Source organism: Vibrio breoganii, assembly GCF_001677275.1.
GTDB lineage: Bacteria > Pseudomonadota > Gammaproteobacteria > Enterobacterales > Vibrionaceae > Vibrio > Vibrio breoganii.
This window is the reverse complement of sequence record NZ_CP016177.1, coordinates 1634271-1651843: the sequence shown is the minus strand read 5'-3', so window position 1 is coordinate 1651843 and position 17573 is coordinate 1634271. Positions and strand designations below refer to the sequence as shown.

The window sequence follows — 17573 nt, the reverse complement described above, 5'->3', positions numbered from 1 at the left end:
AGATAAGGATATCAAAAGAAATGATGCTACCGAGTCGCGGGTTTGAGCGTTACCATGCACATGTGTACTTTGACGAAACGAGCCTAGAGAAAGCAACGAGTTTGCGAGAGCCTATTGCAAATAAGTTCAATATTGAGCTTGGCCGAGTACACACCAAGCCGGTAGGACCGCACCCTTGTTGGAGCTACCAAATCTTGTTTTCTCATGACGAGTTCGATGAGATCATTGCTTGGCTAGATGCTCACAGACAAGGCCTAACGGTACTTCTGCATCCTGAAGCGGGCAGCTTTGTTATCGATCACACTGAGCGAGCTGGCTGGCTTGGTGAGCCAGTTGAGCTTAACCTGAGTTAATGTAGACACCTATAAAAAAAGAGAACCAATAGTGGTTCTCTTTTTTGTTTGAGAGCGTTTAGATTACATGAACCACTTCCACCACACGAACAGTGCTAAGAAACCGAACAAGTACACCAATCCAACGATAGATAGGGCTTTTAATTTTGGTCCTACCGCTAACTCAGCAGGTAGCGGAGTGCGCGTGACTAGGATGTAGTTAAGTAGCGCAAAGAATGGCGTTGTGATGAAGGCCAGAACCATTGCAAAGTCGAGCATAGGCAGCAGTGCTTTTGCTAGGAACACCACAATAAACAGCGCCGATAAAGAGACGATCAACATCCATGCTTGATTTACGGCCGGGTGAATCGTCTTTTTCTTGCGAAGTAAACGCTGAGACTCTGTGATTACGCGAGAGTAGCCATCGATAACCGTAATGGTGCTACCAAAGATGCAGAAGAAGGCAATCACCGCCACAAGGTAGCGAGACCACTCACCGATAGTTGCCGCATAAAGGCTGATTAACTGGTGCGAGAAACCCACGCCCGACGCCTGAAGCTGCACACCAGAGCCGTGAAGCATTAGCGCGCCTAGAGCCACAAACACCATCGCCAATACAGCAGTGCCAATGTAACCAACGTTAAAATCAAACAGAGCCGATTTTGCTGTCACTTCTTGCTCGCGGCACTGACTCTTCAGCCACATTGAGGTCAAGCTTGAGATCTCAATAGGAGCGGGCATCCAACCCATAGTCACCACGATGAAGCCAATAGCAGCAAGTGTCCAAGGAGACGGTGATACAAAGTCCGGCTGTGGTTCCACAGGATTACCAAAGGCAATGGCTACTGCAACAAGAGTTGTCACGGTTAGCACTGCCATGATCGCTTTAGACAAGGTATCCAGCGCCTTGTAGTGCCCCACAAACAAAATAGTCAGGCAGGTTACCAGTACAATCATGCACAGCACAGGCATAGAAAGATCAACTGGGATGAAGTAGGCCAGTAAGCTTGCACTGAACATCAACAGCGCCGCTGTGTTAACGATTGCCGAGATCACACTGAGTAACGCAAACGAAACCAAGTAAGGCTTACCTAGGTTTGAATAACCTTCAACAAGGCTCGTCTTTGTACCCACCGTATATTGAACGCCAGCTTTAAAAAACGGGTATTTAAAAAGGTTCACCAACAGAATCAAAATAGCGAGTTGCCATCCATAGATAGCACCGGCCTTGGTTGAAGCAACAAGGTGAGAGCCACCAACAGCGGCGGCTGCAGCCATTACACCTGGGCCTAATGAGCGAGCTAATGTGCCTAATCTAGATGGAGAGGGTTGAGAGGGTATTGCGTTTTCCATTACTACGTCCGTGTTGTTATTTTTCATTGTCAATACCGACTATAAATATCATATAACCTTAAGGTGTCAATAATTAGATACACCATTAATGAGATATGTGCACTTTAGCGGATTAAGCGCTCCTTAAATGTACGATCGTTGCAGAATTAGTGTGCCAGTTAGCTAAGAGTTAATCACCTGAATGGCGATGCTGTTGATAGAGGGTGAGGGCGATACCACCTAAAATAAGTCCCATGCTCACTAGGTTTTCAGTGGTTAAGGATTCGCGAAGGAATAAGACGCCCATGATCATAGCGATGGCTGGGACTAAGAGTTGTGACAGTGACGCGTTCAATAGCGATATCTTGGGTACCACCGCATACCAAAGTACATAGCCGAGCCCAGAAGTGATAGCGCCGGAGATCACAGCGTACATAAGGCCTTGTGAGCTTATAGTATGGGTATCAAACGCCCAAGGGATTAGGCCTATAGATATCACCGAGGCAACAACAAAGCCTTTGGTGGTTGCTGGCAGCGCGGCTCCCGTTTGTTTGCCTAGAAGAGTGAACCCAGCCCAACTGATTCCCGACAACAACATGGCTAGCATAGGCCAGATAACAAGTGTTGAAGAAGGCGGGTTTACCAGCCAAACAAAGCCAGTAAAAGAGACTAAAATCCCTAGCCATTCTAGAGCGCTAAAGCGGTGTCCTTGAAAGAGGTGCATACCTAGTAAAGAAAATTGTACAGAGCCGAACAAAATGAGAGCACCAATGCCCGTTGTGAGCTCGGTATAGGCCAGCGAGAAAAGCAAAGCGTAGAGGAACAGGCATATGCCTGAATAGAGGCCGATGCGCCATTGATGATAGAAGCCCTTTACTCCCTGTGATAGTAACAAGATTGCACTGAGAGTCAGGGCCCCAGAGACGATGCGAACGAGCGTAAAGGCCTCTGCGGAAATGGCTCCATCAACCAGTGCTAAGCGAGAAAACAAAGAGTTTGCAGCAAACGCCATCATCGCAAGTCCGGTCAAAAAGAGTATTCGCACTTAGTATTCCTTTTCCTTATATCTCTCGTAATAACAAAAAGGGCTCAATGAGCCCTTAATATCAGTAACCTTAGTTAAGCTTCGACAGTTTGTCGTCAACGATGGCTTGCAGTTTATCGTAATCAAGATAACCGCTTACCATCTCATCGCCGATGAGCATTGCAGGAGTACCTCGCATGCCTAGAGCACGGAAAAGCTCTAGGTTCTTATTGATGAGTTCATCGCTTTTCATCGACGCATTCATCAATGCCGTAGTGTCGGTGTTCTTTGCTACCTTGCTGATGGAGTTGAGGTTGTGAGCGCCGGGTTTTGCCACCATCAACTGGTGAACCTCTTCATAACTGCTGCGCTTCTCACGCCATACGTTCAATGCGAAAGAGGCCGAGTTCACGCTACTTTGCTCCTTAAGGGGAACATAGAGATTAATCACACGAACCGTATCTGGGTTGTTCTCCACAAGCTTGTAGAGCTCTGGATCAAACTTCTTACACCAAGGGCAACTGTAGTCCGTAAATACGACCAATGTTATGGGCGCTTCTTTATTCCCTATGGATGGCTGAAGGTCGTTATTGTAGAGATAGTCGTGATTTTGAGTTAGCACCACTTTTAGCTGACCTTGTTGCTCAATGTACGCCTGCAGGTTGCCATGAAGGCTATCCACCAACTCAGGGTGTGATTGCAACATGTCGGCAATGTCTTGTATTTTCTGTGATGTTGTATCTTGATTGGCGTTCACTGGTGCCACAAAAACAAGCAGTGAAGCGAATAGGCTAATAAATAGGTTTTTAATGTTCATGAGATGCCTTAAAGAAGCCACAGTCTAGCGAGTAGACCGATAGGCGTTGTAATTCCAGTAGTAATGTTTTTAATCTCGCCATTTTCAACAATGGCTATGGTCGGGGTCACTTTGAGATTCCAGCGTGAACTTATGTGACTTCTAGGGTCATTAATGTTCTCAAACTGATAATCATGACTATTGAGATAAGCCTGTACGCGACGTGCTTCACCGGATGAGGCGCTGATGGCTACAACGTCATAGTATTGGCTTAGCCAATTGATGGTGGGCGTTACAAACTTACACGCCCCGCACCAGGTTGCCCAAAAGTACACGACCACCGGCTTATTTTGACTAAGAAGGTCTAAGTCAATGGTGTTCCCAGAAAGCGCTGTAGCGTGCGTCGTTGGGCTCTCGCTAGAAGTAAAATCTCGAGTGCGCCACATATCTACAGCAACGGATACCAAAGTAAACAGTAGGATATACAGCAGCGCTTTTTTAAAGAGGTTTAACACTTTCTTCATTACAGTTTTCCTCCGGCTTGTTCTATAGCCTTGAGTACAGCTTCACTGCTCAGAACCGTCGGCAACGCAATGCCTTGCGGGGCATTTGGGCCATATACGATATTAAATGGCACGCCATAGCGGTTATAACTTCTTAAGAACCCCGTCACTCTGTCACTCGGTCGCGTCCAATCTCCCTTCATTCGAATGACATTGCTGTTATCGAGAGTCGAGTAGACTGGCTCTTGTAGCAACACCCCTATCTTATTGGCTTTGCAGGTAATGCACCAATCAGCGGTCACATCCACAAACACGACTTTATTGTCAGCAACGTATTGCTCGATGTCTTGAGTGGAGAGTTGATGCCATTGGCGCACTTTAGGTAGGGGAGTCGCCCAACTATCGGCAGTCATACTTGCAGTAATTAAGCCTCCGCCCACAGTCATGATGCCAACAACGCCAACGACTGCTGCAACGTTTTTCCCGTAGGCCGATTTAGACTTAACGATAAGCAGGCAAAACAGGCTAAATCCTATGACGATAAGCCAAAGCAGTGATACATGATTGCCTAATAATGAAAGCAGCCAGATACTGGTTACTAGCATCATCAAACCAAACACGATTTTCACCTTGTTCATCCATGCGCCGGGCTTAGGCAATTTCGTTGCGATTGACGGGAAAGTCGCGACGAGCAGCCACGGAAGAGCCAGACCTAAAGCAAGGGCTGAGAAAATCACAAACAGTGTGCTTATGTCAGCACCTAGGGCAAAGGCTACAGCGGTTCCCAAAAAGGGCGCTGTGCAGGGCGTGGCGAGTAGGGTGGCAAACATGCCCTGAACAAAGTGTCCTGAGTAGGAGTTATCTCCCTTGCCTGCGAGCCAAGTGGAAATACCAGAAGGCAAGCGTACCTCCATCAAACCCAACATATTTATGGCAAACAGCGCGGTGACCACGAACAAGAAGCCTAAAAACCATGGGCTTTGGAACTGAATACCCCAGCCTAAGGCGCCGCCCGTTAGTTTGACGATGGCCAAAAACAGCGCGATCAGCCAGAACGAGACCAGAATGCCAAGGGCTGATGCGATAAATTGCCATCGAATCTGACGCTTTTCTTGGCCTTGCATACTGACAATGGAGCCAAGCTTCAACCCTAAAACAGGCAATACACACGGCATAATATTAAGAATAAGGCCGCCAATAACCGCGAACATAAACATCTGCCATAGACTTGGATTAATAGAATTTACCGCTCCAGTGCTGACCGCAATGTGTTCTTCGGCTAGAAAGTCTGAATCTGAGAAGGAGACCGAAACGGTTTCATTCTCAAGCGACGGTGCTCCTAGCCAACTGGTTACCTCAAACACCGCATGCAGTGTGTTGCCCTCTAGCGTAATGCTCGGCTTCTTAAAGCTGGCATCTTCTACATTCTCGGCTTTGCCATCAACAAGCACATCTGGGGAGTGCCAAGGTGTTGTCTTGGTTACGCTGACTTCTAGCTTAGAGCTTACCTTGTCCCATTTCGCTTCTAGGTTGCTCAGTAAAGGAGAGTCCTTTGGCACAGAGCTAATGGCCTTGGCGTAACTCAGCATTGCCTTATCGTTTGTTGTGAGGTCATTGGCTACAAACGAAAGCGTGATGGGGTAGTCGGTGAGGACACAAATAGTCGTGCAGGACGGAAGCGTCAGTGTCGCATTCAATGTTGCAGGCTGTGAGATCTCATTCAAATGCAAAGTGATAGGAAAGATCACATCGGATTGATAGCCCAAGGTCTCTATTCCGAGTAGCGAAAAGCGCTCTGGAAATGGCCAGTGCCATTCAAGGGATTCAATATTCGTTGATGCGGCATAGTCGATACTTGGCGCGACACCGGCTTCGCCTGCCGTGCGCCAATAGGTTTTCCAGCCATCATCGAGCTTAACCTCTAGCAAGCCTTCAACAGTGTGAGTGTCACTATTAGTTTGGCCTGTGAGATCAAAACGCACCTGAACGGGGGGATGATCGGCAGAGGTAATCCAACCGGAACTGACCTCGGTCGCGGAGACTATCTGCGTTAAGCTGATTAGCCATAGAAATAGTAAGCCCCTCAACAAAGGCTTGAGTAGAGTGCTAGTCATAAATTTAGTTTTAAGCATAGTTTTTCCATAAATAACAAAGTGATAGTTGTGTATAACCATCTTTTGTTTATTCACGAAATACACACAGCCTGAGATAGAGTCGCGGCGGAGGTCCTGTTGGCTCGGTAAAGAAACGCACAGGTTTAAAAGAGCTGGTGACGGTGAAGATGCCAATCAGGGCAATCAGCAGTAATGCAACAGCAAGGTCTTCCATGCTGACTTGATGAAAACTCAACAGTTTTTCCGATAGTGAGCAGGGTGTTTCAGTTAATGACGAACTGCTTTGTTGGCTGATCTCTGTTGAGGCAATTTGTTCGGGAGAAATGGTACAAAGACTGATAAAGCCAACATTTTTTGCCAGACACACCACTATTACCCACCATACCAATAGTAGGGAGTATTTTGCGGTTAGGTGCCTTTTCTGCTTGGGCTTCACGATATCGTTATAGAGTCTTGATTGAGTCCGTTAAGCGTAACTTAACACACTCTAGGCAGGCAATGAAATACAAATGCTTATCAGTTAATAGTAGGTGCGCTTACTGGCATAATGTAAATGCAACTTGTCTGTCATAAGTTCGTAATGCTTTGATTTTAGGGTACTTGCATTACAACTCTTTCATAACAGCACTTCCATAACAGCACTTCCATAGCTACGTGGGCACAAACACAAAGGTACACAATGAATTGTCTGAACAAGTCTCTTATTGCACTGACTACGTTGATAGGCGCAACGTCAGTATGGGCTCAGGATCTCACCTCGGTAAAAGAGGGGGATGTCTACCAAGTTACCCTGTCTGAGCTTAAGCCGACACAGCCATCTGTGGGCTACGATCAGATTTACTACAAGCTAGGCCGCTATCAACACGATGTGAAAAAGCAGTTTGATGAGATCTGTGAGGCCAATGGTCAGAAGGGTTTATCGTCATTTGATGAAAAGTCAGTACCTTCAAAGCCAGAGTCCTTTGTTTGTGAGCAAGGCATAGGTGAAAAGCGCAAAGACATGAAAACCATAGTGCTTGCACCTAACAACGAAATTTACCTAACCGATGGCCACCACACCTTCAACACCTTCTGGCATATGTCAGGCGGCGGCAGTGACTTCAAGGTGCATGTGATTGTTGATAAAGACTATCGCCACCTAGAAAACATGCAGGCGTTTTGGGCAGAACTTGAAGCCGACAAAAATGCCTGGTTGTACGACCTAAACAATAAAGCCATTATCCACGATGAGTTACCACAGCAAATGGGCATCAGCAATTTTGCCAATGACCCCTACCGCGCATTGATGTACTACTCACGCGACGTCAGCTGGAATAAGCCAAAGCAGCCCGTGCCATTTCTTGAGTTCTACTGGGCTAAAGAGCTAAAGCCTGTGTTTGATCTAAACCAATATGACCTGGCAACTGAGCAAGGTTACATGAAAGCGGTGAAAGAAGCGGGTGACGTCATTTTGTCTTTAGACACCGAAAACCTAGGCGGTTCGGGTTTGTCTGCTAAGGCAATGGGGCAGTTTGACAGCTTTGATGAGAAAAGCTTTCAGAAGATGACTCGCAAGACGAGCAAGCTTAATTATATGTTGGGGTATAAGAAGGGGTTGTAGGATTCGATGGGGGCTGGGTTCTGGGTTTTGGGAGGATGGAGAGATGGTCGATAGGAGCGCTCGACCATGACGGTGTTTTTTGAGTTGCGAGCCGCAAGCTACTAGCTTCAAGATCCAAGCCTAAAGCCACGAGCCTGTGGTCCAGAACTAGGGACCCAGAACCGAAGATCCTGAGTCCCGACCACCGTCATTCCGGCAGTGTTTTAGCCGGAATCTTGGGTAATGCCCAAGCTGACAATGTGCACCCTAAGATCCTAGATATTTGCCATGCAAATTCTAGGATGACGATGCTCCAGAACCCAGAACCCAGAACCCAGAACCCAGAACCGAAGGTCCTGAGCTCTAATTATCGTCATTCCAGCAGTCTTTTAGCTGGAATCTGATTGACTACCAAAGCCAGCAATGTGCCCCCCAAGATCCTAGATATTTGCTTCGCAAATTCTAGGATGACGGACACAACCCCAATCAATACTCCGCATACACACTCGTCGTGCCATCAGCATGAAACGCGATAACATCGAAGCCTTTGTACTCATCCCCCGGCTTTGCCATGCCTGGTGAGTGCATTGGCATGCCTGGTGCTGCTAGTCCTTTGATGCCTTGTGGGCGCTCTTTAAGAAGGCGGGCTACGTCTTTTTCTGGCACGTGTCCTTCAATTAAATAACCATCAATAATCGCCGTATGGCAAGATTGCAGTTTGGCTGGCATGCCAAACTCACGCTTGACGTTAGTCCAATCCTTTTGCTGTTGGATATCCACTTGATACCCTTTCTGCTCCATGATTTCTGCCCATTCCGTACAGCATCCACAACTTGGAGATTTGTACATTTCAATGTTGTTACTCGCGAAGCTTAGGCCACTGAATAGAAGAGATGCGGTAAGGATAACTTTGTTAACTGTTTTCATTGTATTGCTCCATTGCCAAGCGACTCGCTGGGCAATTAAATATTGTTTAGATAAGTGTAAGACACTCTGATAATTCGATTAGATGAATAGCGAATTAAACAATAGGAGGCCGCAATACAGCTTGCTTATAGGGTGGCAGAATATCTGAAGAAGCTAAAGAGTAGCTGGTCTCATCAAGGCTAGTACTGGATAACAATAGGGCGGATGAAGGCAAACTAATTAAACTGCCACAAGCCTGCTCACAACACTGATGCGTGGCGCTAGTACACCCAGTTGTGGCTTGTTGGTGTGACTCCTCACAGCAATCGGCATCCGTTGATGTTTGCGCTGCTGCGTTGTGATGCTCGATAGGCTGGACTTGAGATACTGACGGAAATACACCTGCTACTAGCAGAGCCAGTATCAGTGTTATTGCAATTATGCTGTGTGAGTGAAATCGTTTAAGCATGGTCAGTATCCGTAAAGTTCCTATTCGTTATAGCTCATATTAAATTTTCTCGTCAATACAAATGTTCGTTTCAGTGATGAAACTTAAACAACCATAAATCAACGTCTTAAATAGTTTGACCTGTGACCTGCTCACAGGTTTTAGACTGGTGCGGAACTTACTTTAACGAGGAGACATCACATGGGATGTTGCAACAAAGCACCTGAGGGTGGCACGCGTTCGCTAGGGCCATTGCTTAAATTAGTGGGGCTATTATTCGCGGTTATTTTTGTTCTTGCCTTATTTACAAATTAAACTCTTGACCTATGTGTAGCTCCTAGGTTTTACACTAAGGTTATAGTTAGAAAATCGAACACTAGGAAATGGCCAATGATTACCTCAAAACTTGCTAAATCAGCCAATGTCTCACCCGATACTGTGCGCTATTACACCAAGCGTGGATTGATCACGGCGACTCGAAATCCTGACAATGGATACAAAGAGTACGATCTAAACGCGCTACAGAGGCTGAAGTTTATCCATCAAGCAAGGGATCTTGGTTTTGGGCTGAAAGAGATTGAGGACATATTGGCTTCCACCGAAGACGGCAGCTCACCGTGCCCTAAGGTGCGAACATTGATGGCGGATAAGATTGTAGAGACAGAGGCGCAGATCCTCAGACTGCAACAACATGTCACCATGCTAAAAGAGACCTTTGAACAATGGGGAGAGCTACCGGATAGCTTGCCAACCGGTGATTCCATTTGTTGTTTGATAGAGTCTTGGACTGAGGAGAAGAAGTAATGAACCAGTTTAACCTTCAGCTCGAAGGTGTCTCTTGTGGCGGCTGTATCAATAAGATAAAACGAGCGGCCCTTGAACTAGACAGCCAATTCACTATCGACAGCAGTGAAGATAAAAAATGGGCGCGTGTGGGCACAACGCTAGATATTGCAGGCATCTTAGCTGTGATAGCAAACCTAGGTTACAAAGCGAGCGAGAAACCTTTGCCGCAGATTAACAGCAGGGTAGCGAACGTATCTTGCCAAGGCTGCGTGAAGAAGATCACCAACGCACTTGTTGAGCTTGATAAAGACGCGGTCGTTGCTGTCGATATTGAAGCTCAAACTATTGAGGTGAAAAGCCTATTGTCTAGTGAGCAGGTGCAATCTTCATTGCAAAGCTTAGGTTATGCCCTTGTAGCTGATGCGCCAACAGAAGAAAATAACCCAGTATCTGAAAAAGCCGATGCGAAGGTTATTGATGTTGATGAGGCTAGTCTAACTCGCCTTAACCTATCAGGTGTCACCTGTGCCAGTTGTGTTGCGACCATAGAAAAAGCATTAACAGGTAAGCAAGGCGTGGATTCGGTGAATATTAACTTTGCCAATCGAACCGCAAGTATCTATTCGAGCTTGCCTGCAGATAGCTTGATTGAAACAGTCGAAGGAGTAGGCTACGGCGCGTCACTCATCTTAGATGAAATCCAAGCAGAACAAGAGCGTGAACAGGCCGAGCAGCAAGAATATCGCGATAAGATTCGCCATACCATTTTGGGCCTTGGCTTAGGTGTTCCCCTAATGTTGTATGGCTTGCTTGGCGGATCAATGACGGTGAATACGCCCAGTGAGCAGTTCATTTGGTTGATTGTGGGTTTATTGACCCTAGCCGTGCTCTATTTTAGCGGTCGACACTACTTTGTTGGCGCAAGCAAAGCCTTTGTTAATCGCAGCGCGAATATGGATACGCTCATTGCATTGGGCACAGGTTCAGCGTGGCTGTACTCTATTGTGGTTGTAGTCATGCCAGCTTTGCTTCCCGAGAGTGCTCGTCATCTCTACTTTGAAGCCTCGGCTATGATCATTGGTTTGATAAACCTAGGGCAAGCCTTGGAGCTAAAAGCAAGGGGCAGAACCTCTCAAGCAATCAAACGCCTATTGGATTTGAGAACCAAAACGGCGGTGGTGATTCGAGATGGGAAAGCTCTTACCTTGCCAGTGGAAGAGGTGATCATTGGAGATACCTTACTGATTCGTGCAGGGGAAAAAGTACCTGTTGATGGTAAGGTAATCGATGGCGAATCCTCTATCGATGAATCTATGCTAACCGGTGAGCCTATTCCGGTAATCAAATCAGTAGACGACACAGTGTCTGCGGGCACCATCAATGGCGATCAGAACCTCACCATAGTCGCGACTAAGATTGGCAGCGATACCATGCTCGCTCAGATCATTGAGATGGTATCTAACGCTCAAAATTCTAAGCCATCAATCAGCCATCTAGCGGACCGCGTTTCCAGCGTATTTGTGCCTACCGTGATGATACTGTCTATTGTAACCGCTTTAATGTGGTACAACTTTGGGCCAGCGCCAACCGTCATAAATATGCTAGTCACTGCAACCTCAGTGCTGATCATTGCTTGTCCTTGCGCCCTTGGCCTCGCAACGCCTATCTCTACCATGATAGGTATTGGCAAATCGGCAGAATTTGGGGGCCTTATTCGCAACGGTGATGCCTTGCAAAAAGCCAGTGCTATCGATGTTGTGGTGCTGGATAAAACCGGCACTATCACACAAGGTAAGCCGAGTGTGGTGAAGGTTAGAACGGTTCGAGAAAGCGAGGCAACATTGGGGTACTTAAACGCCATTGAGCACGGCTCTACGCATCCGTTAGCGTCGGCTATTGTTCACTATTGCCGTGAAAACGAACAACAACTGAACAGCCATAATGTAGTGGGATTCCAATCATTGAATGGTCTAGGTGTGCGAGCGGAAATTGACGGCCATACAGTGCTACTTGGCAACGAAAGGTTGATGGCCGAGCACAGCATTGCTATCGATAGTGCTCTATCTCTTGCCGATGAATGGGAGCGTCAGGCGCAGACCGTGGTGTATTTTGCCATCGATAATCAGCTGACCACTGTATTAGCCATTAGCGACCCTATAAAGAAAGAATCTAAACCCGCAATTGCAGCCCTTAAATCTTTAGGTATTAAGGTGGTGATGCTGACTGGTGATAATGAACACACTGCGCAAGCCGTGGCGGCTGAGACGGGTGTTGATGAGGTCCATGCAGAGCTTTTACCTCAAGATAAACTAGAGTGGGTGACTAAGCTTCAACAGCAAGGCTTGGTTGTGGCCATGGTGGGTGATGGTATCAATGATGCGCCAGCCCTAGCACAATCTGATGTGGGCTTTGCCATTGGGCATGGCACCGATGTGGCTATCGAAAGCGCGGATATCACTCTAATGAGAGGGTCACTGTTTGGTGTGTCTCAAGTGATCGAAGTGAGTAAAGCCACGATGAAGAACATCAAGCAAAACCTGTGGGGGGCGTTTATCTACAACTCCCTAGGGATCCCTATTGCAGCCGGTGTGCTATTTCCACTGACAGGCATGTTGCTTAGCCCTATCGTAGCTGGCGTGGCAATGTCGCTCTCTTCCATTACTGTGGTCAGTAATGCTAACCGACTAAGATTGTTCTCACCAAAATCATCAGCAGGTATTCATCATGATTAATATTATCGGCATACTACTTATCGTCTTTATTGTGTGGTGGTTTTGGCTAAAATAGTCCAATCGCAAAATAATCATCAAAGCTGACAGTGTCAGCTTTTTTTTATTAGCAATTTCAAGTGCCTATTGTTGAAAATTGACATACTCTTTGTGGAGGGAACAGTGATACAATGGCTTGTAATAAAAGTGTCATAATAAGGATGGTGTGCATAAATGTTGGATCTGAAGGTAACGGCAAAGAAGAGCATTGAACTTCAGCAAACGCTCGCCGCCGATTCACAGTCTGAAACTAAGGTAGAGTTTGTCATACCCAGCAGTATAGATCTGGGCGATACCTTTTCGGCTGGAGATTTCTTCGATAAATCATTTACTCAGACTCGCCGCTTCCATAAAGGCAAAAGCATCAGCTTGATGTTGCTTTACATCAAGATCCTAGAAAAAGAGCAATTGCCATACGAGTCTTATAAGACCTCAATTAGCCTTTTTGCCTACTTATTTATCAACGACATCCGTTCATTTAAAACCAATCAAGAAAAAGAAGAGCAGGCAGTAGAAGAGATCATCGAGAAGGCAAAAGGCCACTCAAATATCTTGACCTCGTTTCGTCGCTTCTCACTTGAAGATGACCAGAAATTTGAGCGTTTTCGCAAAGTGGATGCGATTCTTTCCTACGAATTTGAGCAGTACCTGCTTCGCCAGACTGCGACTTTGCAAAACATCAAAGGGGCAACAGCTGCTAGGGATTACCTAGCACAGCTGTCAATGGCAGAAGATGAATACCGCGTGACTCAAATGTATGAAGGTATCTACTCGGTTAAAAGTGTAGAGCCAGAAGACCAAGAGAAGCTGACGCGAGTATTTAACCAAACAGATCTACAAAAGAAGCTGCTAGAGCTTCCTCTTCGCGTGCACAGCAGCAGCAAGCGAGTGGGGGAGAAAGAGCGCTACCTCTCTCTTGCTATCGCAACCGGTTTAATCATGTTGGGTTTTAGTGTGGTGATCTTCCAGTTTCGCTTAATGGGTCTGGATACCGATTTGCAGTTTGTGTTGGCATTTGCCGCTCTTTATGTTGTGCGAGATGTGTTTAAGGAAAGCATTAAAGCCTGGGTGTTTGAGAAGATCATTCGTAACAAACCCCGCGTTGTCTCCTGGTTTGGTATGCCAGATAAGAAGACAGGCATTGGAACGGGCGAAACATGGTTTAACTCTCAGCCCAACTCAAAGGTCGCTATTGCAAACCGTGAAAACATATCGCTGTTCTTTAGGGAGACAGTGAGCCTGAAGAATTTTGAGTACAACGGCTTTAAGAAGATCAAGACCAACACCAGTATTGACCTTGGTCCTATCATGCGATGCTTTCCAAGTGAAAACAGAGATATGTATGTGTATTCAACGGGCAATAAATCTCGCAAGGTGAGTATTTCTCGTCGTGGACGCATTGAAGTGAAGATCCATGAGAAAAAGACGGAGCCAGGTGGTGTTAAGGAAAGAACGGCACGTTACCGTGTCACTTTCGATCGTACCAAGATCATCAAGCTAGAACCTCTGCAGTAACCAAGGACTCATGCTAAACCTGACCTTTCAACAGTGGGCGCTTATTGCCGATATCTACACACCATTGCTTGCGCTATGGAGTGTAGTTTTATTGCGTCAAGAGCCTACATCACAGCGCAAGGCAAGCTTCACCGCTTTGATGGTGACCATCTGTATTGTGTACGGCTCGAGATTTATCGATGAATGGCTAGGAATATGGCCGGCGTTTCATTCAGATTACAGCACGCATACTGCCGTGGCACTGGCCCTAGTGGTACACATAGTCATAAAGGTTGGAATATGGGGCAGGTTGGTCGCCGCGGGTTCTCTGCTGGCCTATCTGCAATTGATGAATCATCAGGAGTACCATACCTATCTAGATATGGTATCAACGACAATCTATTTACTGCCCCTGTTTTGGGTCAGCTGGCTGCATTTTGCTGCCAGCGAAAAAGAAGCCTTTAGAAGGGTTGATTAACCATAAACCACATGTAACTGCCTTCTTCTGACACTGCGTAGTCAAATCGTACCACCACACCTGCCGCCAATGCCCTAACGGCGACACCCGCATCAAGTTTCATGTCTTGGGTCAACTCACCCAAATCATACTCTGGTGCAACTTGACCGGCTTCGGCAAATGCCACCAATTGGAACCAATCGATGTTCAAGAACCTCAACCAAGAGACTTCCTTAATCGGGTTGTAACGCAGGGTGTAACGATATTCAGCGGTTGCGTATAGGCTTGCTTTATCATGGAAACGATTTGAGTCGTAGCCGCGCATTCGAGCGTGCCCACCTAACGTTGCCCCCTCGTTGTAGGGAGCGCCATCTTCAACAGTTTTTCTCTGGCCGTCTACGTCAACAATATTCCAAGAGGGTGAATATCCTGTCCAAAAGTTGAAAGCGAAGATGCGTTGGCGAGCCCAATCACTTTCACCGATAGAAAGGTATTTGCTGACATCAAGCTCTACAAAATTCCAAGTATTGTCGGGAGAGACAATGCTTCCTTCATAGGAGTACCCCAAATATTGGCGACTACCCATGGAAGGGTTTGGAGCAAAATCGGTGTTGTCGTATTGAATACCAAACTCGAATGCACTCATGTCACCTTCTCGCTCAATCCCTGCATCATCTTCATAAGATTGATAACGATTGAACTGGCGCATGAGTAAGATAGTCGTACCGGTTTCTAACGGGTTCCAATAGGTACTTTTTGGGCCATCGACCAAGATGCCGTTTCTCAAGTAGTAATCGACAGTGGCTCTTTCTTTCGCGGAGCCTAGTGGCAACACGTACTCAACCTTTATATCTAACCAGTTGGAATAACCATCACCTTGAATGTAGTCATCCTGACTTGAACCAGAACTGCCCCATCTAGGGTCTTCAAACGCTATGTTGCCATTGGTATAGGCTCTTTGTTCTGGAAAGTAGGCATACATGCCAGCTAGGGAAATAAATGCCCGCTTTGCAAACCAAGGTCGATAGTTCCATAGTCCACCTGAGAGTCCATAGCTATCGGCGCCAGCCCAGCCAGTACCACCAATGACCATCTGCTCTTGTCCAACGCCCTGTACAACGCCGCCGATACCGACATTGAGTCCCATAGACTCAGTGGAGAAAGCGTAGGGAAGAACCATGGCATTCTTAGTGTTATCAGCGTTTTCTGCTCGGTGGATAGTGTATTTCATACCCACCGGCGTAGCGGAGTAGGCACAGCTAGAAAAAACACCGAGCGCAAGCAGTGACTGAGTCGCAATATTAGGTACGCGTTTTAAGAAAGGCTTTGACATCAATTGGCTGAGCATCCTGCTCTGAATGGAAATTATCGTATTAATGCTAGCTTACAAAGAATTCATTAAACGTTAAAGAAATGTATCAACAGAGTGTGGTTAAACGAAGAGTTTTTGCGCGTTTTCGAATAAAAGAGAAGCGATCTCAGTGATCGCCCCTCAATTTCGAAAAGCTTATATCCAGAATAATGAAGCAATAAAGGTAAGTGCGCCAATACAAGCAATGTTAAGAACAATACCCACCCGCATCATTTCTTGTTGCTTGATATGACCAGAACCAAACACGATGGCATTTGGCGGTGTCGCAACCGGCAGCATAAATGCACAAGATGCTGCGACGGCGATAAGCACCGAAAGCACGACCGGTGACATACCAAACACTTCTGCCACAGTGGCAAAGATGGGGATTAGAAGCGCCGCACTGGCGGTATTACTGGCGAACTCAGTTAAGAACACTACAAATAGCGCTATGATGGCGATGATTAACAAGATCCCAAAGTCTGAAATCAAGCTACTCAGTGAGTTTGCTAAGAACACACTGGTACCGGTTGCTTTAAGTACGTTACTTAGGCAGATACCACCGCCAAATAAGATAAGTACGCCCCAGTCAGCGGTCTTTTCAATGTCTTTCCAATGAACGACTCGTGCAAAGCTCACCAAAACTATGGCAGCAAGAGCCACTATGGTATCGAACTTAGAAATACCGCCAAGCATAGCGTTGATAGGCTTACTGAAGATCCAGCAGAACACGGTTAAAGAGAAGATAGCCAGTGTTACTATCTTGCCCTTGTCCCAGTTTACCGGCTCTTTATTGAGCTCAAAGGTGCCTTCTAGGTTAGGCTTGAGGACAAAGTACAGGGTAGCAACAGCTAATGGCAACATGATAACCGCCGCTGGGATACCAAATGCCATCCACTCGGTAAAAGTCAGTCCAACTTCAGCCGCGGCAATCGCATTAGGAGGCGAGCCCACGATCGTTGCGATACCACCAATACTGGCACTGTATGCCACACCCAGCAGAACAAACACGTAGGTCTTACGCTCTTTATCGGCATCAACCTTACTAAGCACGCCCAATACTAGGGGCAACATCATGGCTGCAGTGGCGGTATTACTGATCCACATGGATAAGCCGGCGGTGACACCAAACAGCATAAACACAGCCGCGCTCATCTTGCCTTTTGCCAAGATCAGAACCTTATCGGCAATCACCTTATCTAAGCCTTGCACATGCATGGCGGCGGCGAGAGCAAAGCCACCTAAGAATAGAAATATAATGGGATTGGAGAAGTTGCTCAGCGCGGTTTGTGTATCGAAGATATCGAATACAACGGCGAGTATAGGCACAAGAATGGCGGTAATGGTGACGTGCAAGGCTTCGGTTAGCCAAAGCACGGCAATAAATACCAAAATACTAATGCCGAGCACCACTTGAGGCTCAAAGGGTAAAGATTTGTATAGGGCAAAGAAGAGTACAATATCGGCAAGGATAATCAGACTATTACGGTTAAAAAACCACTCTCTGGTGTTAGTGGGGAGAGGGACACTATCATTTCTGTTCATATTATTATTCCTCAATAGCTCATTCTTGTTGTATTTATGATCAAGAATTGGTTGTAGAACGAAGAGTAGGGACTACCACTTTTGGGTTAATAAATGGTCACACGTTTTGTGAGGATTTGAAATGAAGATATTGCTGAA

16 protein-coding genes are annotated in these 17573 nt (G+C 46.5%); 6 read left to right on the top strand and 10 right to left on the bottom strand.

All coding sequences use genetic code 11. The features are described from left to right. Window positions 1-20: 20 nt before the first annotated feature. The gene (locus A6E01_RS07640; protein WP_065209980.1) at window positions 21-353 is read left to right on the top strand and encodes a DOPA 4,5-dioxygenase family protein; all 333 of its coding nucleotides are present in this window, start codon (window positions 21-23) and stop codon (window positions 351-353) included. 63 nt (window positions 354-416) lie between these two features. Here A6E01_RS07640 and A6E01_RS07635 read toward each other — a convergent pair whose 3' ends face one another. From A6E01_RS07635 to A6E01_RS07610, 6 genes are all read right to left on the bottom strand, one after another. After that, a complete protein-coding gene (locus A6E01_RS07635; protein WP_065209979.1) occupies window positions 417-1685 on the bottom strand; it encodes an NRAMP family divalent metal transporter in 1269 nt (422 codons plus the stop codon). A 169-nt stretch (window positions 1686-1854) separates the two neighbouring features. Beyond that, window positions 1855-2709 carry a DMT family transporter gene (locus A6E01_RS07630; RefSeq protein ID WP_017027577.1) on the bottom strand — a complete coding sequence of 285 codons (855 nt, stop codon included), beginning with the start codon at window positions 2707-2709 and terminating at the stop codon, window positions 1855-1857. A 70-nt stretch (window positions 2710-2779) separates the two neighbouring features. After that, the gene (locus A6E01_RS07625; protein WP_017027576.1) at window positions 2780-3505 is read right to left on the bottom strand and encodes a DsbA family protein; all 726 of its coding nucleotides are present in this window, start codon (window positions 3503-3505) and stop codon (window positions 2780-2782) included. 8 nt (window positions 3506-3513) lie between these two features. Next, window positions 3514-4008, bottom strand: a complete 495-nt coding sequence (locus A6E01_RS07620; RefSeq protein WP_065209978.1) for a protein disulfide oxidoreductase — start codon at window positions 4006-4008, stop codon at window positions 3514-3516. Further along, window positions 4008-6119 carry a protein-disulfide reductase DsbD family protein gene (locus A6E01_RS07615; RefSeq protein WP_082961350.1) on the bottom strand — a complete coding sequence of 704 codons (2112 nt, stop codon included), beginning with the start codon at window positions 6117-6119 and terminating at the stop codon, window positions 4008-4010. Before A6E01_RS07615 ends, A6E01_RS07620 begins: the two co-directional genes overlap by 1 nt. Window positions 6120-6168: 49 nt before the next feature. Continuing rightward, complete coding sequence (locus A6E01_RS07610) at window positions 6169-6468, bottom strand: hypothetical protein (RefSeq protein ID WP_237334460.1); 300 nt, start codon at window positions 6466-6468, stop codon at window positions 6169-6171. 312 nt (window positions 6469-6780) lie between these two features. Between A6E01_RS07610 and A6E01_RS07605 the strand changes: the two genes are divergently transcribed. Beyond that, a complete protein-coding gene (locus A6E01_RS07605; RefSeq protein ID WP_065209977.1) occupies window positions 6781-7701 on the top strand; it encodes a ParB/Srx family N-terminal domain-containing protein in 921 nt (306 codons plus the stop codon). A 465-nt stretch (window positions 7702-8166) separates the two neighbouring features. Here the strand turns inward: A6E01_RS07605 and A6E01_RS07600 are convergent, their stop codons facing one another. Both A6E01_RS07600 and A6E01_RS21230 read right to left on the bottom strand, forming a co-directional pair. Then, a complete protein-coding gene (locus tag A6E01_RS07600) occupies window positions 8167-8607 on the bottom strand; it encodes a DUF411 domain-containing protein (RefSeq protein WP_065209976.1) in 441 nt (146 codons plus the stop codon). Between the two features lie 94 nt (window positions 8608-8701). Further along, entirely contained in the window at window positions 8702-9055 is a 354-nt protein-coding gene (locus A6E01_RS21230) for a hypothetical protein (RefSeq protein ID WP_133126232.1), read from the bottom strand. Between the two features lie 369 nt (window positions 9056-9424). Between A6E01_RS21230 and A6E01_RS07595 the strand changes: the two genes are divergently transcribed. From A6E01_RS07595 to A6E01_RS07580, 4 genes are all read left to right on the top strand, one after another. After that, window positions 9425-9838, top strand: a complete 414-nt coding sequence (locus A6E01_RS07595) for a MerR family transcriptional regulator (protein ID WP_065209975.1) — start codon at window positions 9425-9427, stop codon at window positions 9836-9838. Next, window positions 9838-12552 (top strand): heavy metal translocating P-type ATPase, encoded by a 2715-nt coding sequence (locus A6E01_RS07590; RefSeq protein ID WP_065209974.1) that lies wholly within the window; start codon window positions 9838-9840, stop codon window positions 12550-12552. The genes A6E01_RS07595 and A6E01_RS07590 overlap by 1 nt, the downstream gene beginning before the upstream one ends. Before the next feature lie 210 nt (window positions 12553-12762). After that, window positions 12763-14103 carry a hypothetical protein gene (locus tag A6E01_RS07585; RefSeq protein ID WP_017026956.1) on the top strand — a complete coding sequence of 447 codons (1341 nt, stop codon included), beginning with the start codon at window positions 12763-12765 and terminating at the stop codon, window positions 14101-14103. A gap of 10 nt (window positions 14104-14113) precedes the next feature. Next, the gene (locus tag A6E01_RS07580; RefSeq protein WP_017026955.1) at window positions 14114-14560 is read left to right on the top strand and encodes a hypothetical protein; all 447 of its coding nucleotides are present in this window, start codon (window positions 14114-14116) and stop codon (window positions 14558-14560) included. On the opposite strand, the gene A6E01_RS07575 is transcribed toward A6E01_RS07580, so the two are convergent. Both A6E01_RS07575 and A6E01_RS07570 read right to left on the bottom strand, forming a co-directional pair. After that, the gene (locus A6E01_RS07575; RefSeq protein WP_065209973.1) at window positions 14544-15887 is read right to left on the bottom strand and encodes a BamA/TamA family outer membrane protein; all 1344 of its coding nucleotides are present in this window, start codon (window positions 15885-15887) and stop codon (window positions 14544-14546) included. The two genes, A6E01_RS07580 and A6E01_RS07575, sit on opposite strands and share 17 nt — an antisense overlap. A 159-nt stretch (window positions 15888-16046) precedes the next feature. Beyond that, window positions 16047-17435 carry an SLC13 family permease gene (locus A6E01_RS07570; protein ID WP_065209972.1) on the bottom strand — a complete coding sequence of 463 codons (1389 nt, stop codon included), beginning with the start codon at window positions 17433-17435 and terminating at the stop codon, window positions 16047-16049. Window positions 17436-17573: the final 138 nt, after the last annotated feature.

Bases quoted from the DNA above. Each gene is read 5' to 3' on its own strand.
- A6E01_RS07640 (WP_065209980.1), top strand. From the start codon at position 21: ATGATGCTACCGAGTCGCGGGTTTGAGCGTTACCATGCACATGTGTAC.
- A6E01_RS07635 (WP_065209979.1), bottom strand. From the start codon at position 1,685: ATGGAAAACGCAATACCCTCTCAACCCTCTCCATCTAGATTAGGCACA.
- A6E01_RS07625 (WP_017027576.1), bottom strand. From the start codon at position 3,505: ATGAACATTAAAAACCTATTTATTAGCCTATTCGCTTCACTGCTTGTT.
- A6E01_RS07620 (WP_065209978.1), bottom strand. From the start codon at position 4,008: ATGAAGAAAGTGTTAAACCTCTTTAAAAAAGCGCTGCTGTATATCCTA.
- A6E01_RS07615 (WP_082961350.1), bottom strand. From the start codon at position 6,119: ATGCTTAAAACTAAATTTATGACTAGCACTCTACTCAAGCCTTTGTTG.
- A6E01_RS07605 (WP_065209977.1), top strand. From the start codon at position 6,781: ATGAATTGTCTGAACAAGTCTCTTATTGCACTGACTACGTTGATAGGC.
- A6E01_RS07600 (WP_065209976.1), bottom strand. From the start codon at position 8,607: ATGAAAACAGTTAACAAAGTTATCCTTACCGCATCTCTTCTATTCAGT.
- A6E01_RS21230 (WP_133126232.1), bottom strand. From the start codon at position 9,055: ATGCTTAAACGATTTCACTCACACAGCATAATTGCAATAACACTGATA.
- A6E01_RS07595 (WP_065209975.1), top strand. From the start codon at position 9,425: ATGATTACCTCAAAACTTGCTAAATCAGCCAATGTCTCACCCGATACT.
- A6E01_RS07590 (WP_065209974.1), top strand. From the start codon at position 9,838: ATGAACCAGTTTAACCTTCAGCTCGAAGGTGTCTCTTGTGGCGGCTGT.
- A6E01_RS07585 (WP_017026956.1), top strand. From the start codon at position 12,763: ATGTTGGATCTGAAGGTAACGGCAAAGAAGAGCATTGAACTTCAGCAA.
- A6E01_RS07580 (WP_017026955.1), top strand. From the start codon at position 14,114: ATGCTAAACCTGACCTTTCAACAGTGGGCGCTTATTGCCGATATCTAC.
- A6E01_RS07575 (WP_065209973.1), bottom strand. From the start codon at position 15,887: ATGCTCAGCCAATTGATGTCAAAGCCTTTCTTAAAACGCGTACCTAAT.
- A6E01_RS07570 (WP_065209972.1), bottom strand. From the start codon at position 17,435: ATGAACAGAAATGATAGTGTCCCTCTCCCCACTAACACCAGAGAGTGG.